Origin of the sequence: Pseudochelatococcus sp. G4_1912, assembly GCF_047501465.1 — a bacterium.
Taxonomy (GTDB): Bacteria; Pseudomonadota; Alphaproteobacteria; order Rhizobiales; family Beijerinckiaceae; genus Pseudochelatococcus.
In genome coordinates, this window is the sequence record NZ_JAZDRL010000001.1 from 1,173,953 (window position 1) to 1,194,536 (window position 20,584).

Here is a 20,584-nt window from a genome sequence, read left to right on the forward strand (position 1 = left end):
CATGTCTCTCTTTCGCAATGAAATAGCGCAGGCCGCAGTTTCCTCTGAAGATGCGTTATCGCGCCAGTATGCGCGCTTCACCGTGGTGCGGGTGGCGATCCTTTTAGGATTGGCTGTCGCGCTGGTATTGTCGTTCCTTACCGATGTCGCGACTGGAACCTCCAGCCTTGCGGTGAGTGATATTTTGCGTGGACTTATCAATCCCGATGTTTTGGGCAAGGCGCAGGCTGTTATTCTGTGGGATGTGCGGCTGCCCTATGCCGTGATGGCGGTGCTGGTTGGTGCGGCACTCGGGCTTGCGGGTGCGGAAATGCAGACCGTGCTTAACAATGCGCTTGCGAGTCCATTCACGCTGGGTGTATCGGCAGCGGCGATGCTGGGCGCATCGGTTGTCATTGTGTTCAATGTCCTGCCGGCGTGGCTCAATCAAAATTATGGCGTGGCGCTGGGCGCATTTGTGTTTGCTGTTGGCAGCACCATGCTGATTCATGCGCTTTCACGGGTGTATGGCGCTACCGTGGATACGGTGGTGCTTTTCGGTATTGCGATGGTGTTTGTGCTGAATGCACTTGTGGCGCTGATCCAGTTCGTGGCCGATGCCGATGCGCTGCAACAAGTTGTGTTCTGGAACATGGGCAGCCTGACGCGCGCCACATGGGGCAAAATCGCTATCGTCGCGGGGGTGCTGGCGGTGTGCCTGCCGCTATCGATGATGCATGTATGGGCGATGACAGCATTGCGGGGTGGGGAGGATCACGCGCGCAGCTTCGGCATCCCGGTGGAGCGTTTGCGCTTGCTGGTGATGTTGCGCGTTAGCCTTCTGGCAGCAGTGGCGGTATGTTTTGTTGGCACGATTGGTTTTGTCGGCCTCGTCGGCCCGCATATTTCAAGATTGGCGTTGGGCGAGGATCACCGGTTTTACCTTCCCGGCAGTGCATTGGCGGGGGCGCTGGTGCTGTCACTGGCATCGATTGCAAGCAAGCTTCTGGTGCCGGGGCTGATATTGCCGGTTGGCATTGTCACTTCGCTTGTCGGCATTCCGTTGTTTATGGTGCTTATACTCACCCAGCGGAGGGGCGCATGAACGCGCTTCAGCTTACGGATGTCAGTGTCGGATATGGCCGCACGCCGGTGCTTAAAGGTATTGATATAGGTCCCATCGCGCCCGGATCACTCGTGGCTGTAATCGGCTCTAATGCAGTCGGTAAATCAACGCTGTTGAAGGCCATTGCTGGATTACGTCCATCTACAGGCCGTATTTTGCTGGGAGGTGCTGATCTTTCGCAGCTGCCACTAACACAGCGTGTGCGGCGGGTGGGGTATCTTTCGCAGGCATTGCCTCAGTCCACGTCTCTTGTTGCGTATGAGGCGGTGACAAGTGCATTTCGGGCAGTGCGGGGCGATCTCTCATCGGTGCAAGTTGCGCAGACGGTTGATGAGGTATTCACGGCGCTTGATCTACGCGCACTGGCATTATGCCGGTTATCGGAAATGTCGGGTGGTCAGCGGCAGATGGTAGGGTTAGCGCAAGTGTTGGTGCGCAAGCCACCACTGTTGCTGCTGGACGAACCAACCAGTGCGCTTGATCTGCGCTGGCAGCTAAACGTGTTGGAAACGGTTCGCGATATCACCCGCCGCGAGAATGCCATTTGCCTCATGGCAATTCACGATATCAATCTGGCACTCAGATTCTGCGATGGCCTGATCGTACTGGGCGGCGGTGGCGTGCTTGCCGCGGGCCCCCCCGATGACGTGATGAGCACGGATCTTCTGAACCGCGCCTATGGCATTGAGGGACGTGTTGAGCGCTGCTCACGCGGTTTTCCCATTGTATTGACGGATCGCTCCATTGTGCGGGCATCAGCGGGTCAATAAATGGCGTTGCCTTTGGGTACTTCGCTGCGTGGGCTGAGCAGGATGATATCCCCTTTCGCATTTTCAACGCCGAGAATAAGCACCTGCGACTGAAAACCCGCGATATTACGAGGTGGGAAATTAACGACGCATACTACCTGTATTCCAATGAGGTCTTCGATGGCGTAGCTCGTAATCTGCGCGCTTGACCATTTGATGCCCAGCTCTCCCAAATCTACTGCAATTTTGTAAGAAGGATTACGTGCCTTTGGGAATGGTTGCACCTCAACCACCCGTCCCACACGGATATCTAGCTTGGCGAAATCATCATAGACCACTTGGGATTTAAAGCTGCTGTCTTCGACATTCGACATTGTTGTCTCCGATAATGCACCGATGAGCGAAAATAGACGGCTTTAATTGCCAATGCCAACCTTTCGCCTTGTGTATGAATTGCCTGAAAAAGTAAGATTCATTACAAACAAACGAAATCGGACATTAATTTGTCGTATTTTGATTGCCCATTAACCATGTTGCAAAGCGCGTTAGCGCGTTACGTAAACTTATTGAGAAAATTTTTAATCGAAGTTTCTATGAGGGGCGATTGTTACCAGTTGCGCTGGGAAGCGGAGAGTTTTTCAGAATTTTTTTCAGCACCGAATTATTGCACTTTTCTCTTCGATCGTCGTTTTATGAGGTTGGTTCGCCATCTGACTAACAAGAGCTCAATAAGCTCTTGTTTAAGCTTACACTGCAGGTTAAGACAACCAGATGCCCTTTGGATGTTATCATTCGATTTTGGATAAATAAGCGCTTCCATTTATATTTTTTATTTATAAGATTGTTGTCCGAAAATTATAAGGGCAATTAATTAACATCTTAAAACGGGTGGATTATTTCATATGTCTAACTTTAATTCGTTTCCACAAAATGATGGTAACTTTCATTACTACAATTCTCAGGCAACTCAAAATCAAGCTCAGGGGTGGTCTGGGATAGAACAAAATCAACAGGGCCAATTTCATGGCATGCAGGTGGTATATTATCCTAATCAACCTACATCATATACTAATAACATGAATGAAATAACTGTATATCCACTTGTTTTTGGCGATAATATGCAGCAATCAAACCTGCAGGCAACGAACAATTTAAGTGACGGAGAAGATTGCGCTCCCCCCAATACTCCGGAGATGAATGCTATAAGCAATAAGCCGCAATACCAAGAAGAGGATCATTACTTTTTTGTGCCGCTATTGCCATTGCCAATGCCCGAGACAGCCAATATGCCTCAGTTCGTTCGTTCAACCAATGTTGAGCTGCCTCCAAGAAGCTCCTTGGCACCTAGAATTCCGAACAAAGATTTAGATATGTCGGATCTTGACCTAGGGCCTGTTCTTACTCAATCACCATTCTCTACCACAGATGCACAAGTCTATGAGATGGAACATCAATTCCAGATATTTGAAATAAATGGACAAGGTGAGTAAAAGAAGTGATAAATATTTTTTATATTTATCACATATAGAAAATCGTATTTATATTTGCATCCAACGGATGGCATTCTGTTTAGCTAAACTGCGGCATTGCACCAAAAATAGCTTGCGTTCCAGTTGAGTATCAAATTGAACCCAAGTTAGGGTCAACATAAAGGTGAGGGTGCAGTCCTGGCCTTATCAGAACATCTGGCGTGTTAAAGATTCAAAGAAATGCCCGGAAAGAACTCATCTTTCCGGGCATTTTTGCTCTTGTTGTTTACTCAGCAGGACCTGCGGACTGTTGTCCGCTTGTTTCTGTGGCCTTCTTGGCCTTACGTTCGTTAAACAGCAGCATAACCGAAACGAAAAACACGGGCACGAAGAATACGGCCAGGATTGTCGCGGAAATCATACCGCCCATCACACCCGTACCAATCGCCTGCTGGCTGCCTGCGCTTGCTCCCTGCGCGATCGCAAGAGGCAATACGCCAAGAGTGAAAGCGAACGACGTCATAATGATCGGCCGGAAACGCAAATGCGCCGCTTCAATCGTCGCATCCAGCAACGATTTGCCTTCAGCATAGAGATCCTTGGCGAACTCCACGATCAGGATCGCATTCTTCGCAGACAGACCGATAATCGCGATCAGTCCAACCTTGAAGTAAACGTCGTTGGGCATATCACGCAGCATGACAGCAGCCACAGCGCCGATGACGCCAAGTGGCACCACAAGCATCACTGCTGCCGGAATTGACCAGCTTTCATAAAGTGCTGCCAGGAACAGGAAGACGATCAGGCAGCTCAGCGCAATCAGATAAGGTGCCTGCGAGCCAGACTGGATTTCCTGCAACGACTGTCCCGTCCACTCATAACCAAAGCCAGCTGGCAAATCAGCTGCAAGCCGCTGCATCTCGGCAATGGCATCGCCCGATGAGTAGCCCGATGCCGCTTCGCCAGAAATGCGGATGGACGGAAAGCCATTATACCCCACCACCATTGCCGGACCTTTCTTCCACTCAATAGAAGCGAAGGCTGACAAAGGCACCATACCGCCGTTGGCATTACGGACGTTCAGACTAAGCAGATCATCAATCTTTGTACGGCGCTCCTGCTCCGCCTGCACTGTCACCCGCTGCATGCGGCCTGTGTTGGGGAAGTCGTTGACGTAGCTGGAACCCAGATTGGTCGAAATCGTGTGGTTGATGTCAGCAAAGGTCACGCCGAAGGTGTTGGCTTTTTCACGGTCGATCGTGATATTGACCTGCGCCGCATCTGGCAGACCTTCTACGCGCAAGCCTTGCAGAATCGGGCTTTTGCCTGCTGCAGCCAGCAGTTGATCACGTGCAGCCCCCAGCGCTTCCTGCCCAAGACCGGCCCGATCCTGAAGACGGAACGAGAATCCGCTTGTCGTACCAAGTCCCTGAATGGGTGGTGGAGACAAAGCGAAAGCGAAAGCATCACGCAGACCAAAAAGCTGCATATTTACACGGCCAGAGATCGCCGTTGCTGAATCCTCAGGTCCGCGTTCAGACCAGTCTTTGAGTGTGGCAAAGGCAAGCGCTGCGTTCTGGCCCGCTCCATCAAAGCTGAACCCGCTAATAACGATGAGGTTTTGAACGCCCTTTTCATTTTTGAAAACATCCTCAACCGACTGGATCACCTCCAGCATGCGATTGCCGCTTGCCTCTGGTGGGCCTTGCATGCTGACGATCAGATAGCCTTGATCTTCATTGGGAAGAAACGCTGATGGTAGCTGGATGAAGAGGTACCCCAACCCCACAAGCAACGCCGTGTAAATCAGCATGTACCGACCAACCCGGCGCACCAGATAGCTGACAATGGCCGTATACCCGCGAGTTGTGCGGTCAAAGTTACGGTTAAACCAGCCGAAGAAGCCGCGTTTGACCTCATGATGTCCTTTTGGCACCTGCTTCAGGAAGGTTGCGCACAATGCGGGTGTCAGCGACAACGCCAGCAGGGCTGAGAACAAGATGGATACCACCATCGTCAAACTGAACTGACGATAGATGACACCCACTGCGCCGGGGAAAAACGCCATTGGCACAAACACAGCCGTGAGCACAAGCGTTATGCCGATAAGCGCGCTTGTGATCTGCTTCATCGCCTTGCGCGTTGCCTCACGGGGAGGCAAACCTTCTTCCGACATGATGCGTTCGACGTTTTCAACCACCACAATGGCGTCATCGACCAAAATACCAATCGCCAACACCATGCCGAACATCGTCAGCACGTTGATTGAAAAGCCCATGGCCAGCATGATTGCGCAGGTGCCCATCAGCGCAATTGGCACCACGATGATCGGAATGATCGTGTAGCGGAAGTTTTGCAGGAAGATGAACATGACCACAAAAACAAGTGCCACTGCTTCAAGCAGCGTGTGGAACACCTTTTCAATGGAGACCGCTACGAATGGCGCTGTATCATAGGGGATATCCCACTTCAGATTAGCCGGAAAGAACTTGGACAGTTCGTTCATACGCGTGCGGATGGCTTCTGAGGTCGATAGTGCGTTGGCCGTTGGTGACAATTGCACACCAATGGCAGCGCTTGGGGTGCCATTAAGGCGGGAGGAGAAGTTGTAATCCTGTCCACCAACCTCGATGCGCGCCACATCGCGAAGGCGCACGGAGGAGCCATCAGGGTTTGCGCGTAGCACGATGGCGCCAAACTCTTCCGGCGATGTCAGCTGTCCGCGCACCAGCACCGTTGCGGCGATCTGTTGATTGATGGGATTGGGCTGCGCACCGATGCTGCCCGCCGCCACCTGTGCGTTCTGCGACTGAATTGCCGACGTGATATCCGATGTGGTGAGCTTGAGGCCGATCATCTTTTCAGGATCGATCCAGATGCGCATCGCACGCTCAGAGGCAAACAGCTGTGCCTTACCCACCCCCGGTACACGGCGGATTTCGCTCAACACGTTACGGGTAAGAAAGTCACCAAGACCGATAGCATCGGTGGCACCATCAGTTGAGTTGAGGGTAATCACGAGTAGGAAGCCCGCACCGGCCTGTTCAACTTCGATACCTTGTTGAGCAACAGCTTGCGGCAGGCGTGGTTCAACGCGCCGCACCCGGTTTTGCACCTCGGTTGCAGCAACGTTGACATCCGTGCCGGGTTGGAAGGTAGCGGTGATGCTGACGCTGCCTGTCGTATCCGAGGTTGATTCAAAATAAAGCAGGCCCTGAACGCCGTTCAGTTCCTCTTCAATCAGGCGGGTGACGCTCTGATAAATCTGCTCAGGTGAAGCGCCAGGGTAGACTGTTGATACCGTAATCTGTGGTGGGGCAACGCTAGGGTATTGCGCAATTGGCAGCATCGGTATGCAGATGACACCCGCGAGCACCATGAAGATCGCAACAACCCAGGCAAATACCGGGCGGTCAATAAAGAAACTGGGCATGCCGTGGGCTCCTTATTTGCCGCTATTCGCTGGGGTTGGAGGCTCGGTCGAGGCCGTCGCTTCCGTATTCGACTTCCAGTCTGTTGGTGCAACAGGTGCACCAGGACGGATTTTCTGGAAACCCTCAACAATGACCCGGTCACCTGCTTTCAAGCCATTATCGATAACCCAACGGTCACCGACAACGCGACCTGCTTTCACGGGACGCACGGCAGCGGTATTGTTTTCATCCACGACATACACGAGCGCCTGCCCACCAGTATCGCGCTGCAAGGCTTGTTGTGGCACGGCGATGGCATTCTGCTCAGTGCCCTGATCAATCTGAATGCGCACATACATGCCTGGCAATAGCTCCCCATCGGTATTGGGGAACTGCCCACGCATCGTTACCTGGCCTGTGGTGGCGTCGACGGTTGCTTCCGAAAATAGCAGGCGGCCGACATGGGGGTAGGGAGTGCCGTCATCGAATAATAAACGAACACTTGCCTCCCCTTCTTTTGCACCTGTCAGATGGCCTGCTTGTGCGGCACGGCGCAGATTGAGAAGATCATTCACGGATTGCGTAAAGTCAGCATAAACAGGGTCAAGTTGCTGGATAGTCGCCAGAACATCCATCGCACCTGTACCTACCAAGGCACCCTCGGTAATCAAGGCACGGCCTATGCGGCCGCTGATTGGGGCTTTTACATCCGCATATTGCAGATTGAGCTGTGCCGTGGAAAGTGCTGCCTTGGCTGAAGCCACGTCTGCATTGGCCTGCGCAAGAGCCGCAACACTGGTTTCAAGTGCCTGGGTGCTTGTCACATTACGTGCGCGCAATTCCTGGCTGCGATCTGCCTGTTGCTTGGCTTGCAATTGCGTTGCCTCTGCCCGTTGAAGTGTTGCTTGGGCACTTTCAACTTGCAGGCGGAAGGGTTCTGGATCGATACGATAAAGCACATCACCTTCATTGACATGTGTGCCCTGTGTGAACACGCGCTCCACCACAATGCCGGAAACGCGCGGGCGCACTTCAGCAATGCGGGTCGGGGTAATGCGCCCTGGCAGTTCATTCGTAATTGCAATGGCCTCAGGCTGCACCGTGACAATGCTGACCGCTGAAGGCGGCATCCCAGATTGACCACCCTGTTGTCCCTTGTCATCATCCGAACAAGCGGCAAGACCAAGGGGGACAAGGAGGGAGAGACTGAGAACAAGGGCCCGGAAGGGAGAAGGGACTTGCATGCGCTGATCCTGGAATGCGTTTATTCGAGAAAAGGGTTTGAATTAGTTGATTGGCCTAGTCAATCGGGAGCTTCTCAGGCACTTCTTTGGGCTTGTGGCTGATTGGTTCAGTCTTGTTTGTTTCAAGCAAGGTTGGTGCAGGCACTTGCGACGACAGCCAGCAGATATCGGCTAGTAATTGCTCGCGCTCATCCTCTTGCCACGCCTGAAAGCCGAACCATTCGAGCTGGGCCAAGCCTTCCGCTGCCAGAAACGCCAACAAGGCGCCACGCGGGCTTTCCGAGGTGGTTCGAAGATCTTCAATCGTCTTGGTAAAGAGTTCCTGCAAGGGTTTGCGCAACTGTGCATCACAGGTCATTGCTGCGCATAGGCTGGTTGTAACAGCGCGGTCGTCATCTGTCATACTGCGCACGGCTTCGATGCGCGCGAGGATGCCGGCATCGGGTGTCGAAGAACCAAGGGCTTCTGCCAGCTCATCAATCTTGCGTTGATGGTTGCAGATATCACGCTCAATCAGTGCACTAATCAGCTGCTGCTTGGTTTTGAAATCATAAAGAACACTGGCTTTGCTGATGCCAGCTTGCAGCGCAACAGCTTCAAGTGTCATCCGCCCGGCCCCATCACGCAGCACAACAGCTTGGGCTGCTTCGAGCACTTGCTCACGCGTAATTGTTCGATGACGGCCCATTCGACTCCACGCTTGATAAAAGAGGATTCAAATTAATAACCAACCGGTCGGTTATTAATTTGAACTCACTTGAGAGTCAAGAGATGAGAACGAATGAGAACGTCGCTTATGTGCGCTGTAGCACAAGCATAGTCATGCCTGGGAATAACCCCGCTCTTGGCGCATATCTTGTTCACTGCAATGCCTCTGCGAGGAAATTAACTGATCCTCAGTTTTATGCGTTGTGTAGTCATTATTGAAATCAGGGCAATTTTGTTCAATTTCGCCCTCACAGAACGTTTTCTTTGCGCGCTTTCTTATCTCTGTACATAGCGGTATCTGCAAGGTAGATCGCATTCTGCGGAGAGATTGTGGCTGGGTTGATGTTGATTGCCCCGCAGCTCGCGCCGGGATAATCAAAATGGTGTGCGCCGAAGTGGAATGTCCCCTGGATCAAAGGCATTAGCCTGTCTCGCAGCATCTTGACAGCGTGATCTGCATCTTCTTTCAGCGAGGGGCCCATTGCAACGACAACAAACTCATCGCCTCCCAGACGTCCCAGCATATCGCCCGCTCTTAATCCCATGCTAAGACGCTGGCTGATATCGATCAGAAATGCATCGCCAATATCGTGTCCGTAAGTGTCATTGATCTGCTTGAAATCATCAAGATCAATATAAGCCACTAATATGCTTTGTTCGTTGCGCTTGGCGAGTGCAAACAGGCGGTGCATTTCGCTGAAAATGCAGCGACGGTTGGGAAGGCCGGTGAGCATATCCGTATTGGAATACCCCTCCAATGCTGCATTCGCATGCTGCAGCTGGCTCATCAGCTGCTCACGCTGTATCTGTTGGGCAATCAGCGCTGCGAACAGCTTCAGCAATTGTTTACTGCGCGGGGTGATAGGCTTGCGCTCTGAGCTTGCAGCACACAGTGTGCCATAAACCGAGCCGTTATCTAGGCGTACCGGTGCGCTGGCATAGGTGACAATGCCCAATGCTTTTGCCGCTTCGGAATCTCCCCAGCAGCTGGTAACATCGTCGGTAAAAGCTTGGCCTTCATCGAGGGCGCGCTTACATAATGTATCATTCCACGGAACCGTCAGGCCCTCGGGAATACACATTGTCCGGATATTACGTGCGAACAGGATGTTCTGAACGCCGGCTTCTAGATCGATACGGGTGAGGTAAGTTGATTCCAGTCCTGTGACGAACTCTAAAAGCTCTAATAATGGCCGGGAATACTCCTCGGTTGTTCTTGCCGATGTAATTGTGTTCGAGAGGCGGGTCAGTAATTCATCAGTCATTGTCAATTCAACAACCCTTACTGTGGCTTTTGCTGGCGATTTTTTCTGTTACTAGCCTTTCAACCAATCTAGGCTCAGGACCTGTTAATTCTCCTGCAATGGTTTAGTCATCCATAGATAAATCTATGTAAGCAAGGAATATAGTGAAGTGGATGAGCCACATCCTTTGGACAATGCTTTGACCAGCGATTGGCTGCGTCAAGTCACTCAACCGGGGATATGCTCCGCTCTTCGTGATTTTTCTTGCGTATTTTGGTCATTGTGCTGCCATTCCTTGAAAATTAACAGATTCTGAACCTCGTTTATTCTGCAGCATTTTGGATGTTTATGATACCGATTGCACTAAAATTTGCTTGAAGGTTATCTTTCACCTGACATCTTCATCATCTGACAATTTTGCGATGATCGGACAATGCGGGCGGGCATCTCCTCCGCAGTTTTCCGCAAGATGGCGCAGGGTATCAGCCATTTGTTTGAGCTCATTCATCCGGGTTTCCAGCTCAGCAATATGCACCTGGGCAATGCGCTTGACGTCAGCGCTTGCTCTTGCACGATCCTGCCATAGGGCTAACAGGGTTTCGATCTGCGCCACTGAAAACCCCAGATCGCGCGATCGGCGGATGAAGCGTAACGTATGCACGTCCGCATTTGTATAGACCCGATATCCGGCCTCGGTACGGATTGCTTTATTGATGAGGCCAATGGATTCGTAATAGCGGATCATCTTGGCCGATACACCAGATGCCTTTGCTGCTTCACCAATGTTCATGTTGCCTCCAGTGGCCCCTTGAAGCGACGCAGCCGTAGCGCGTTGCTGAGCACGAATACACTGGAGAGCGCCATTGCGCCCGCTGCCAGCATTGGCGACAGCAACGTGCCATTGAGGGGATAAAGCACACCCGCCGCCACCGGAATCAGCGCGGCATTATAAGCGAAAGCCCAAAACAGATTTTGCCCGATATTGCGCATCGTGGCATGCGAGAGCGCAATTGCGTTGACCACACCACGCAAATCGCCTGACATCAATACGACATCTGCGCTTTCGATTGCGACATCGGTACCCGTACCAACCGCTATGCCGACATCGGCGCTTGCAAGTGCCGGTGCATCGTTGATGCCATCGCCCACAAATGCCAGTCGTGTATTGTTTGCAGAAAGACGCTTGACGACGCCAACTTTGCCCTCCGGCAAAACCTCAGCTTCAACGCTATCGATGCCAAGCTGGCGCGCAATGGCTTCTGCCGTGTGCCGATTATCGCCCGTCACCATCACGACCTTCAAACCCAGATCATGCAGCGCCTGAATTGCTGATTGAGTGGTGGGTTTGATCGGATCAGCTACAGCGATAATCGCCGCCAGATGCCCATTAATAGCGGCATAAAGCGGTGTTTTGCCATCCTCGCCAAGCCGTGCGGCTTCCTGCATGAAAGGCGAGGGGTCAATAGCGAGCTTATGCATGAAACGATCTGCACCAACATCCACGCGCTGGCTGTTGACTGTGCCTGTTACGCCGTATCCAGCTTCTGCCTCGAACGTATCGAGTGCAGGTATTGTCAGTCCGCGCTGATGTGCTGCGGCGACAATTGCCTGTGCAATTGGATGCTCGGATCGTGCCTCTACCGCCGCCACAAGTGCCAGCACATCGTCTTCCGAAAAGGCGCTGGTGACGGATAAGTCCGTGAGTTCGGGGGCGCCTGCGGTCAGGGTGCCGGTCTTATCGACCGCAATCACTGTCGCATCGCGCAGACTTTGTAGCGCTTCACCCTTACGAAACAATACGCCAAGCTCGGCAGCACGCCCCGTACCGACCATGATCGAGGTTGGCGTCGCAAGCCCCATCGCACATGGGCAGGCGATGATCAGCACGGCTACTGCATTGACCAACGCAAAGGTAAGTGCCGGATCAGGCCCCAGGAAAAACCAGGCAACAAAGGTAGCCGCTGCTGCGGCAAATACGGCAGGCACAAACCATGCGGTGATTTTATCGACCAATGCCTGAATAGGCAGCTTCGTGCCTTGTGCTGTCTCGACAAGACGGATGATCTGGGCCAACACCGTTTCCGACCCCACCCGCATGGCGCGAAACGAAAAGCTGCCCGTAGTATTCACTGTGCCGCCGACAACCGATGCACCAAGAGTCTTTTCGACAGGCACAGGCTCACCGGTAATCATGGATTCATCGACGAACGAACTGCCCTCCGTTACCTCACCATCAACGGCAATTTTTTCTCCTGGTCGCACGAGAATGGTATCGCCAACCATCACTTCGCTAATATCGATATCAGCAGTGGTGCCATCTCGCAGCACGCGAGCCGTCTTGGGTTGAAGCCCCACCAATTTGCGAATGGCCTCGCTGGTACGCCCCTTGGCGCGTGCTTCGAGATATCGTCCCAGCAATATCAGTGTCACGATGACAGCGGCGGCTTCATAGTAGACATGGATTGTGCCAGCCGGCAGCAGGTTTGACCAGAAAGTCGCGATAACTGAAAATGCCCACGCTGCACCCGATCCTACGGCCACGAGCGCATTCATATCTGGTGTACCGCGAAGCAGGGTGGGAATACCCTTCGCGAAAAAACGCTTTCCCGGCCCAAATAACACCAGTGTGGTGAGCGCAAATTGCCCATACCAGCTCCATGGGCCAAGTGTCTCGGCAATCCAATGATGAAAAGCCGGAACCAGATGTCCCCCCATCTCTATAATGAACACCGGAAGGGTAAGGGCGGCTGCGATAATCACATCGCGTCGTAGACTCTGGATTTCCGCTGTGCGGGCTGTGCGCTCGCGATCTTCGCCGGACGCATTTTTGTCCTGCCCTGTCGATAAACGATACGCTTCATAACCTGCTTGCTGGACTGCGCGCTCAATATTGCCAGCCCTTATCGTATCCAAAGCGGCAATAACATGGGCACGCTCGGTGGCAAGATTCACCGTGGCCTCAAGCACGCCGGGTACTTTCTTTATAGCGTTCTCGACCCGCTGCACACAGGAGGCGCAGCTCATGCCGGATAGCGAAAAATCAGCTGTTTCAGTTCCTACGTCATACCCGGTTGCCTTGATTGCGGCTATCACAGGTGGAAGTGTGGGGGCACCTGTAAAATCGATGCTTGCCCTTTCTGTCGCCAGATTAACGCTCGCAGACCTTACACCTGGTACGTTCCTGATGGCATTTTCCACCCGTGTGACACAGGAAGCGCAACTCATTCCCTTAATGGAGAGTTGAAGTGTATGCGTGGTAGCAGTTTCGGCCTCATTCATGGCTTTGGTATCCTGATTTGGCTCGTTTACGATACCAACGTTTATTGACCTTCCTATTATGGGAAGGTCAATAGCAAAAGTCGTTTGACTTTCCCATAATGGGAAAGAGTACTATCGCTTAAATAGAAAAGGAGACCTGATCATGATAACGCTTAAGGTGCCGAAGATGAGCTGTGAGGGCTGCGTGGCAACAATCGAGAAGGCCACCAAAAGTATAGATGCACAAGGGCAGGTAAAGGCTGATCTTGCGACAAAGACAATATCAGTGGAAACATCTGCAGATGCAGCCTCTATCTCGCAGGCTGTTCGTGCTGCCGGATATGAGAATACGTATGTATAAGCATGTAATATATGGAAAAACCATAAGCAATTATTATTTTTTCTTGATTTGCATTTAATAGTCAAGTAAATATTGCAATTATTTTAAATATATATTGTTTTTATTTTCATGAATATTTATATTATATTTCAATTCTCGGCCCAGCAGCATAAGTGTTAATTATAATGGCATTTAAGGGTTTATAAACCATGTTTTTTTCGGTATCTAGGTTGGTAGTTATTCATGAAAAGCCGAAGATGTTGTTCCTCGCTCTAAGCGGTGTTGAATAATAAGAAAAGAAAGATGATGGTGTTATCGTGTCAAATATCCTGAACGCAGCAAGGGGTCTTGTCTCTCATCTACCGTTTGCCAATTTGGCTCAACCAGTGGAGAATGAGACGCCTGAAGATGCTGCATGGCGTGGCGCACGTTTGGGAGCTGGCATTGCACTTTCGATAGGGGCGGTGCTTTTTGCGGCGCAGGTTGTTATTAGTGTGGTAACAGCTTTTGTGTCAGCTGTTGTTATAAAGGTGCTGGTTGGCGGTCTCATTGGTGGCGCTCTCGGTTATGCGCATCATATGTATACGCATCAGCGCGAAAGATTCGGTGAGCCTTTTGATGCCCTTTGGAGCGCTATTGCAGGCGAAGGCGCAGATTTGAGCACGCGGGATGTGCAGGTGGTGACTCAGCCGGCCCCGTCGATAGCACCCCAGCCGACCCCGGATCAATAATTTCCGATAACAGAGCAAAACACATTCAAATTGATTATCAGCGTGAACCAGGCTGCAGTAAAATATAAAGCTTGAAACGTTCAGCGCTTTTAAAAAACCCGGAGAGCTTTTCAGCTGCTCCGGGTTATTTTTAATAATAATGCCGTGAAGTGGTTAGGCATCCAGCGCTTCGAGTTCGGAAATGAAGCCATCGATAACGTTGAGGCCATATTGCCAGAATGCAGGATCACCTGCATCCAGACCAAATGGCTGCAGCAATTCACGATAGCCCTTCGATCCGCCTGCTGAAAGGAGTGCGAAGTACTTTTCGACAAAACCTTCTTCAGCATTCTGGTATACCCCATAAAGCGAGTTTACCAGGCAGTCACCAAAGGCATATGCGTAAACGTAAAACGGCGTATGGATGAAGTGCGGAATATACGTCCAGAACGTTTCATAGCCAGGATTCAGACGGATCGCCGGTCCGAGACTCTCACCCTGTACGGATAGCCACAGCTCGTTGATCTTGTCTGCTGTAAGCTCACCTTCGCGCCGCGCCGTGTGGACCTTGCGTTCAAACTGATAAAACGCGATCTGCCGTACAACAGTGTTGATCATATCCTCGACCTTGGTTGCGAGGAGCACCTTGCGCTGCACCGGATCCTGCGTTCCCGCGAGCAACTTGCGGAAAGTGAGCATTTCGCCGAAAACAGATGCGGTTTCAGCTAATGTCAACGGGGTTGGCGCCATGAGCGCGCCGTTTTGGGCTGCAAGCACCTGATGTACGCCATGACCAAGCTCATGCGCCAACGTCATGACATCACGCGGCTTGCCCAGATAGTTGAGCAGCACATAAGGATGTGCTGATGGCACCGTGGGATGTGCAAAAGCGCCGGGTGCCTTGCCGGGGCGGGTTGGGGCATCAATCCAGTTTTTATCGAAAAATTCGCGTGCAATATCCGCCATACGCGGTGAGAAATCGCCATAAGCTTCAAGTACTGTGCTGCGCGCTTCATCCCAGCCGATAATGCGGTTGTCTGTTTGGGGTAGGGGCGCGTTGCGATCCCAGTTTTCCAGTACATCCTTGCCGAGCCAACGGGCTTTCAGCTTGTAATAGCGATGCGAGAGACGTGGATATGCATCACGTACGGCGGTTGTGAGTGCATCCACAACTTCGCGTTCGACACGATTAGCGAGATGGCGTGAATCCGCGATATCGGCAAATCCGCGCCAACGATCAGATATCTCCTTATCCTTCGCCAGCGTGTTGGTGATGAGTGTAAATACGCGTGAATTCTCCGCAAAGACTTTAGCGAGGGCATCGCTAGCTTCCTTGCGCAATGCGCCATCGGGCTCTTGCAGCTTGTTGAGGGTTTCTTCCAGCGTGAGGGTTTCACCCCGCAACTCAAAGCGCAGAGAAGCAAGCGTTTCATCGTAAAGGCGGTTCCATGCGCCCCGTCCGGTAACGGACTTCTCATGGAATAGCTTTTCGATGGCGTCATCGAGTTGATAGGGTTTGTCCTTGGCAAGATCGCTAATCCACGGTTGCCAGTGGGCCAGGGGCGCGCGGGAGGTGGCATCTGCCAGTAGCGCATCATCGAGGCGATTCAGTTCCAACGCAAAGAACAGAAGATTTGTGCCCGCAGAAGTAAGCTTATCCTGTGTGTCACCATAAAACTTGGCACGCACGGGATCGGTGGTATCACCGGCGTAGACAAGGCTGGCGTAGGAAATAAGTCGTCCCAAAAGGTCTTCGATGGCCTCATACTGCCGTACAGCTTCGCCCAAGGCCTCGCTGGCATTCGGGCCACGCAGCAGTGCGTCAAGTTTTCCCGCATAGGCAGTCGAGAAAGCCAACGCATCAGCCTGTCCTTTGGCAAGGTCAGTAGCGAATTCCGGTGAATCGATCCCGGAGTAAAGATCCGCCAGATTCCATTCAGGCAGGTTGCTGATTTGGGTAGAGGAGCTTGAAGACGTATTTTGCGAAGAGACAGTGTGCGACATGACAACTCTCGGATGCAGCGGGGATAGGGGTGCCTACCTCAGTAATAGATGGTCTTTGGGCGCAGTCCTTTTGCAGGTTGCTGCATTGCTGACTGTTCTCCAGGCAAGGTGATTGGGGCGAGCCAACTCATGATATTCAACCCAAATCCCTCCCTTCGAAAGACCATCTATTACTGAGGTATGATCCTCGGATCTTACAGTGAAATATTTTTCATCCTGAAATCTCAGTAAGGCTGAATTACCCACATGAAACATCAAGGAGTAGAGCGTGAACGGGTTAAAGCATGATTCACCTTATTGCGCCCTTGATATATAGACAATGGCGAGAATCCCAAGAGCGGACCTTGACCTCGCTTTATGGCGATGGATGCGTTTTTCCCACCAGCGTTAATGTGTACTTAATTGTTGCTGTTGCAACATGTCTCGAAACGAAACAAAAAATGAGCATTTGGGAGGATGGAACCTTCCCGGCTTCATGAGCTGTGTTTCGAAGTTTATGGTGTTTTCAGAGTAAAAAGGCACTGCTTTTTTAGTTTGATGGCATGTCATATCAATAAATTAGAGTATTTTGGTGCGATTAATGGAAGCGCAGAAAATTCTCTAATCACACTCCTTCGATTGGTTTTCTATGGCGACCATTCTTTTCGTTGATGATGATATCGAGCAACGTCACCAGATGTCGGTTATGGCCGCAGCGCTTGGACATCATGTGTTGGAGGCGGCATCCATCAGCTGTGCGAGCGACCTTCTCATCTCTCGTGCGGACGCGTCCAAGGGCATTGATCTCTTGATTATCGATGCGGCGATAGCACAAACGGGCGCAGCCCTTTCTGCGCTTTGTGATAAAGCGGCGTCTGCAATTGTTTCTGTCTCTCCTGATCGACTGAGTGGTATTGCGGGGTTAATGCAGGCTGGCGCAGTAGATTTTCTGCCCAAGCCAGTGCAGGCCGAGCGCTTGCAAGTATCTATTGCTAATGCCTTGCACATTCAGGCGCTGATGCGGGATGCCAGACGGGCCAATACGCTTGCACTGCGCTTGCCAGAGCGGTCAGCGGAGCTCATTGCCAAGGACCCGGCGATGGTGCGCGCTTTATCGGTGGCCCGGCGGGCTGCGCGCGCGGAAGTACCAGTGCTGATTGAAGGCGAGGCAGGCACAGGCCGGGAGGCGCTGGCGCGGCTTATTCATATGAATAGCACTGGCAATGATGAACGACGCGCGCGTCCGTTCGTTGTGCTGCGCTGTCAGCTTGCGACACCTGCCGGTCTGGATCTTGGCGAGTTTGCGGCGCGGGTACGGGAGGCACAGGGTGGCACATTGTATCTCGACGATATCGATGCCCTGCCGCCCTTACTGCAAGAGCGGCTGATGGGGCTTGTAAGCGAAAACGATGATCGTGATCGCAGCCGCCGCGGTGTGCGCGCGGAAATGAGGGTGATTGCTGCCACACGCACAAGCTTGCTTGATCAGGTTCGAATGGGCACGTTCCGGGAAGATTTGTTCTATCGGTTCAATGTGTTGCCTATAACGTTGCCACCATTGCGAGCCCGTCGATCGGATATTACAGCGTTGCTGCAAATGTTTATCACGCGCTTTGCCGCGTCTGAAGGCAAGATTATCGAAGGGATGACCCAGGAGGCACTGGCATTGCTGATGAGTTATCCTTGGCCAGGCAATGTGGCTGAGCTGGAAAACGCAGCCTTTCGTGCTGTTGCGTTGGCGGAAAATACGCGCCTTGGTGTGGAGGAGTTTCCGCAAATTGTCACACGCATGGCGCGCGCGGCTGAATATGGTGCCAATTGTGCCCGTCCCGCGCCATTATTTCCGCATGGTTCAGGTATAGCTTTGCCTGCAAATGCGGGCCTCAAGGCAGTCGTTTCTCAAAATGGGCAAACGCGTGCTTTTGAGCCGGCTTCTGGAGCAATGAGCAGTCAGAAGGTTGATCCATTTGCCCTGGCGCTGGTGGATAATAGCGGTGAAGTGCGGCCGCTTGAAGATCTGGAGACAGATATCATCCAGTTTGCAATCCGCCACTATCAGGGGCGAATGTCAGAAGTGTCGCGCAGACTCGGGATCGGGCGTTCGACTCTTTACAGAAAAATAAAAGATTTCTGCTTTGATGATGTTGAGCAGGATGTAGAAAACGCAAGTTATGAGCGGTCAGATGTAAAGACGACCGCAAGCTTAGAGAAACAAAAGAGACCGCTAGCGGTAATTTAATCGTCTGATGGTACTTCGGCAAAATGTCGGGCCGCAGTCGAATTCAGGGGGCTGTGGAATGGTTGCGTATGTAGAGAGACGATTCAACAACCAGAAACGGATGCCACTGTGCTTGCGTGTCCGCATGTTTCCCAGCGTTATGGCACTTTCCTTCGCTGCGCTGACCTTATCCATCTCCATGCCCGCCATAGCGCTTGAGCCTGAGCCTTATTCTGAGCGCGATATTGATTTTATTGATGATCTTGGCATCGATCCGATAACCACAGGTTCGATCAATCCCGCCACACGCAGCCCCGGAAAAAATGGCTCTGGGGAGGATTTACTTCAGCCAACAGAAACCCATTACAAGGTATTCGAAGAGCAAGATGCCAGAGATGCGTTTAATGCGCGTGGCATGCCGCTTCCCGACATGCCGTTGCCAGTCGTGATTGGGGCGCCAGATATTAAAACCATGATCGGCGCGCGACTTCTGGGTGATGAAAATGTTATGAAATCGCGCCTGCCACAGGGCCAGCGCGATGCCATCATCAAGGCCTATGAGGCACGTGATTATGTGCCTTATTGGGTTGAGGGCGGGCAATGGAACGCGGCTGCACGTGCGGTATTTGCGGTGCTGAACGAAGCGCAGACGCACGGCCTATCACCCGCAAGCTATCAGGTGCCATCAATTGCTTCCGGGCGCATACAGGCGCAGGCGGATGCCGATATCCGGCTCTCCATTGCAGTGGCTACTTATGCCCGTGATGCGCGTGGTGCGCGTATTGATCGCAACAAACTGGGCTCACTTGCCATGCCCAAGCTCGATCTGCCTGGTGCTGATACAGTGTTGGCGGAAGTGTCGGCGGCGGGTGAAAAAGCGGGCAAGGTTTTGGATGCCTATCACCCAAGCGCGTCAGGTTATCAGGCCTTACGAGCAAAACTGATTGCGCTGCAGAAACTAAATGCCGAGCGTCAGAATCCTTCTAAAAACACCTCCATGGTGCGATTTCCGGATGGGCCTGCGCTCAAGATTGGCCAACGTGATGATCGTGCGCCACTGATCCGTGCACGTTTGGGACTGAACCCGGTTGATGATCAGGAAACAACCCGCATTTACGACAGCCTTCTGGCTGAAGCCGCATCTGCTTTTCAGCAACAGCAAGCTGTGTCGACTACCGGTAGGCCGGGTGCGTTGACGGTGGTAACACTGGCTGGAGCTGAGGTGGAATCGCTTCCGGCAAAGCCCGCAGACATTGCACGGCTTGAGGCAGCTGTTCGTGTGAATATGGAACGTTGGCGCTGGCTTCCACGGGAGTTGGGTGAACGACATATCATCGTCAATGTGCCCGAGCAGGATGTGAAAGTTATTGAAGACGGTAGGGTGATCCATAGGGTATTGGGCATTGTTGGTCGCGCGGAAACCCCAACACCGGTCTTCTCGGATACGCTGCGCTACATCGTGTTGAACCCTTCCTGGAATGTGCCGCAATCGATCGTTCAAGCCGAGATCATTCCAGGCATCGCACGGGATAATGATTATGCGCGTAAGCGTGGCTATGAAATTGTTCGCGAAGGTAAAAAGATCATTGTGCGTCAGCCACCGGGAGTGCGCAATGCGTTGGGACGGGTCAAGTTCATGTTCCCTAACGATTTGTCGATCTATCTGCACGACACACCGAACCGTAGTCTGTTTGGCCGCGATATGCGGGCGCTGAGCCATGGCTGTGTGCGGGTGGATGAGCCGCTGAAGCTTGCAGAAACAGTGCTTGGCAATGGCTGGGATGAGGCACGCCTAAGCAAGCTGATCGGCAGCGAAGAACGCAGCCTTCGCTTGGTAAAGCCGATGCCAATTCATCTGACGTACTTCACAATGGCAATCGGTGCGGATGGTAAAACGGCAACTTTTCCAGACGTCTATAATTACGATCAACGTCTCAAAAGCGCTCTTGATGCGCATGATAAAAACTTGGCCAGACTCTGATAAGGGCGTTTGGTAAGTACCCTGCGTCATCTCACCGCGCCGAGATGACGCATAAACTGCCTTTGCATTACAAGCGATTTCTAACAAAATTTAATCCAGATTGACAAATCTGACACGGTCAGAGACGATGAATTTGTCGTCTTTTGAGACAAATTGCCTATC

At 52.2% G+C, this 20,584-nt stretch carries 15 protein-coding genes; 7 read left to right on the forward strand and 8 right to left on the reverse strand.

Going from position 1 to position 20,584, the window contains the following annotated elements; translation table 11 throughout:
* Position 1 precedes the first annotated feature (1 nt).
* Positions 2–1,084, forward strand: a complete 1,083-nt coding sequence (locus tag VRZ32_RS05365) for a FecCD family ABC transporter permease (protein ID WP_414524652.1) — start codon at positions 2–4, stop codon at positions 1,082–1,084.
* On the forward strand, positions 1,081–1,875 hold the full coding sequence (locus tag VRZ32_RS05370; RefSeq protein WP_414524653.1) for an ABC transporter ATP-binding protein: 795 nt from the start codon (positions 1,081–1,083) through the stop codon (positions 1,873–1,875). Before VRZ32_RS05365 ends, VRZ32_RS05370 begins: the two co-directional genes overlap by 4 nt.
* Here VRZ32_RS05370 and VRZ32_RS05375 read toward each other — a convergent pair.
* Entirely contained in the window at positions 1,869–2,228 is a 360-nt protein-coding gene (locus VRZ32_RS05375) for a tRNA-binding protein (protein ID WP_414524654.1), read from the reverse strand. The genes VRZ32_RS05370 and VRZ32_RS05375 overlap by 7 nt on opposite strands.
* A gap of 528 nt (positions 2,229–2,756) precedes the next feature.
* Between VRZ32_RS05375 and VRZ32_RS05380 the strand changes: the two genes are divergently transcribed.
* Positions 2,757–3,344, forward strand: a complete 588-nt coding sequence (locus tag VRZ32_RS05380; RefSeq protein ID WP_414524655.1) for a hypothetical protein — start codon at positions 2,757–2,759, stop codon at positions 3,342–3,344.
* A gap of 265 nt (positions 3,345–3,609) precedes the next feature.
* Here VRZ32_RS05380 and VRZ32_RS05385 read toward each other — a convergent pair whose 3' ends face one another.
* From VRZ32_RS05385 to VRZ32_RS05410, 6 genes are all read right to left on the reverse strand, one after another.
* Positions 3,610–6,756, reverse strand: a complete 3,147-nt coding sequence (locus tag VRZ32_RS05385; RefSeq protein ID WP_414524656.1) for a multidrug efflux RND transporter permease subunit — start codon at positions 6,754–6,756, stop codon at positions 3,610–3,612.
* 12 nt (positions 6,757–6,768) lie between these two features.
* Positions 6,769–7,980 carry an efflux RND transporter periplasmic adaptor subunit gene (locus VRZ32_RS05390; RefSeq protein WP_414524657.1) on the reverse strand — a complete coding sequence of 404 codons (1,212 nt, stop codon included), beginning with the start codon at positions 7,978–7,980 and terminating at the stop codon, positions 6,769–6,771.
* 55 nt (positions 7,981–8,035) lie between these two features.
* Positions 8,036–8,668: a TetR/AcrR family transcriptional regulator gene (locus tag VRZ32_RS05395; RefSeq protein WP_414524658.1), complete on the reverse strand. Its 633-nt coding sequence runs from the start codon at positions 8,666–8,668 to the stop codon at positions 8,036–8,038.
* Positions 8,669–8,936: 268 nt separating this feature from the next.
* The gene (locus VRZ32_RS05400) at positions 8,937–9,953 is read right to left on the reverse strand and encodes a diguanylate cyclase domain-containing protein (RefSeq protein ID WP_414524659.1); all 1,017 of its coding nucleotides are present in this window, start codon (positions 9,951–9,953) and stop codon (positions 8,937–8,939) included.
* Between the two features lie 367 nt (positions 9,954–10,320).
* Positions 10,321–10,722 (reverse strand): Cu(I)-responsive transcriptional regulator, encoded by a 402-nt coding sequence (gene cueR, locus VRZ32_RS05405; RefSeq protein ID WP_414524660.1) that lies wholly within the window; start codon positions 10,720–10,722, stop codon positions 10,321–10,323.
* On the reverse strand, positions 10,719–13,211 hold the full coding sequence (locus VRZ32_RS05410; protein ID WP_414524661.1) for a heavy metal translocating P-type ATPase: 2,493 nt from the start codon (positions 13,209–13,211) through the stop codon (positions 10,719–10,721). The genes cueR and VRZ32_RS05410 overlap by 4 nt, the downstream gene beginning before the upstream one ends.
* 142 nt (positions 13,212–13,353) lie before the next feature.
* Between VRZ32_RS05410 and VRZ32_RS05415 the strand changes: the two genes are divergently transcribed.
* Complete coding sequence (locus VRZ32_RS05415; RefSeq protein WP_414524662.1) at positions 13,354–13,551, forward strand: heavy-metal-associated domain-containing protein; 198 nt, start codon at positions 13,354–13,356, stop codon at positions 13,549–13,551.
* Positions 13,552–13,847: 296 nt separating this feature from the next.
* Entirely contained in the window at positions 13,848–14,261 is a 414-nt protein-coding gene (locus VRZ32_RS05420) for a hypothetical protein (RefSeq protein ID WP_414524663.1), read from the forward strand.
* 153 nt (positions 14,262–14,414) lie between these two features.
* On the opposite strand, the gene VRZ32_RS05425 is transcribed toward VRZ32_RS05420, so the two are convergent.
* Positions 14,415–16,244, reverse strand: a complete 1,830-nt coding sequence (locus tag VRZ32_RS05425; RefSeq protein ID WP_414524664.1) for a M3 family oligoendopeptidase — start codon at positions 16,242–16,244, stop codon at positions 14,415–14,417.
* 628 nt (positions 16,245–16,872) lie between these two features.
* On the opposite strand from VRZ32_RS05425, the gene VRZ32_RS05430 reads away from it, so the two are divergent.
* Together VRZ32_RS05430 and VRZ32_RS05435 are read left to right on the forward strand one after the other, a co-directional pair.
* The gene (locus VRZ32_RS05430) at positions 16,873–18,462 is read left to right on the forward strand and encodes a sigma-54-dependent transcriptional regulator (protein ID WP_414524665.1); all 1,590 of its coding nucleotides are present in this window, start codon (positions 16,873–16,875) and stop codon (positions 18,460–18,462) included.
* Positions 18,463–18,520: 58 nt separating this feature from the next.
* Positions 18,521–20,422, forward strand: coding sequence for a L,D-transpeptidase family protein (locus VRZ32_RS05435; RefSeq protein ID WP_414524666.1), 1,902 nt, complete (start codon positions 18,521–18,523; stop codon positions 20,420–20,422).
* The last annotated feature ends 162 nt before the right edge of the window (positions 20,423–20,584 follow it).

Bases quoted from the DNA above. Each gene is read 5' to 3' on its own strand.
- VRZ32_RS05365 (WP_414524652.1), top strand. From the start codon at position 2: ATGTCTCTCTTTCGCAATGAAATAGCGCAGGCCGCAGTTTCCTCTGAA.
- cueR (WP_414524660.1), bottom strand. From the start codon at position 10,722: ATGAACATTGGTGAAGCAGCAAAGGCATCTGGTGTATCGGCCAAGATG.
- VRZ32_RS05430 (WP_414524665.1), top strand. From the start codon at position 16,873: ATGGCGACCATTCTTTTCGTTGATGATGATATCGAGCAACGTCACCAG.
- VRZ32_RS05435 (WP_414524666.1), top strand. From the start codon at position 18,521: ATGGTTGCGTATGTAGAGAGACGATTCAACAACCAGAAACGGATGCCA.
- VRZ32_RS05395 (WP_414524658.1), bottom strand. From the start codon at position 8,668: ATGGGCCGTCATCGAACAATTACGCGTGAGCAAGTGCTCGAAGCAGCC.
- VRZ32_RS05390 (WP_414524657.1), bottom strand. From the start codon at position 7,980: ATGCAAGTCCCTTCTCCCTTCCGGGCCCTTGTTCTCAGTCTCTCCCTC.
- VRZ32_RS05400 (WP_414524659.1), bottom strand. From the start codon at position 9,953: ATGACTGATGAATTACTGACCCGCCTCTCGAACACAATTACATCGGCA.
- VRZ32_RS05410 (WP_414524661.1), bottom strand. From the start codon at position 13,211: ATGAATGAGGCCGAAACTGCTACCACGCATACACTTCAACTCTCCATT.
- VRZ32_RS05380 (WP_414524655.1), top strand. From the start codon at position 2,757: ATGTCTAACTTTAATTCGTTTCCACAAAATGATGGTAACTTTCATTAC.
- VRZ32_RS05425 (WP_414524664.1), bottom strand. From the start codon at position 16,244: ATGTCGCACACTGTCTCTTCGCAAAATACGTCTTCAAGCTCCTCTACC.
- VRZ32_RS05415 (WP_414524662.1), top strand. From the start codon at position 13,354: ATGATAACGCTTAAGGTGCCGAAGATGAGCTGTGAGGGCTGCGTGGCA.
- VRZ32_RS05370 (WP_414524653.1), top strand. From the start codon at position 1,081: ATGAACGCGCTTCAGCTTACGGATGTCAGTGTCGGATATGGCCGCACG.
- VRZ32_RS05385 (WP_414524656.1), bottom strand. From the start codon at position 6,756: ATGCCCAGTTTCTTTATTGACCGCCCGGTATTTGCCTGGGTTGTTGCG.
- VRZ32_RS05375 (WP_414524654.1), bottom strand. From the start codon at position 2,228: ATGTCGAATGTCGAAGACAGCAGCTTTAAATCCCAAGTGGTCTATGAT.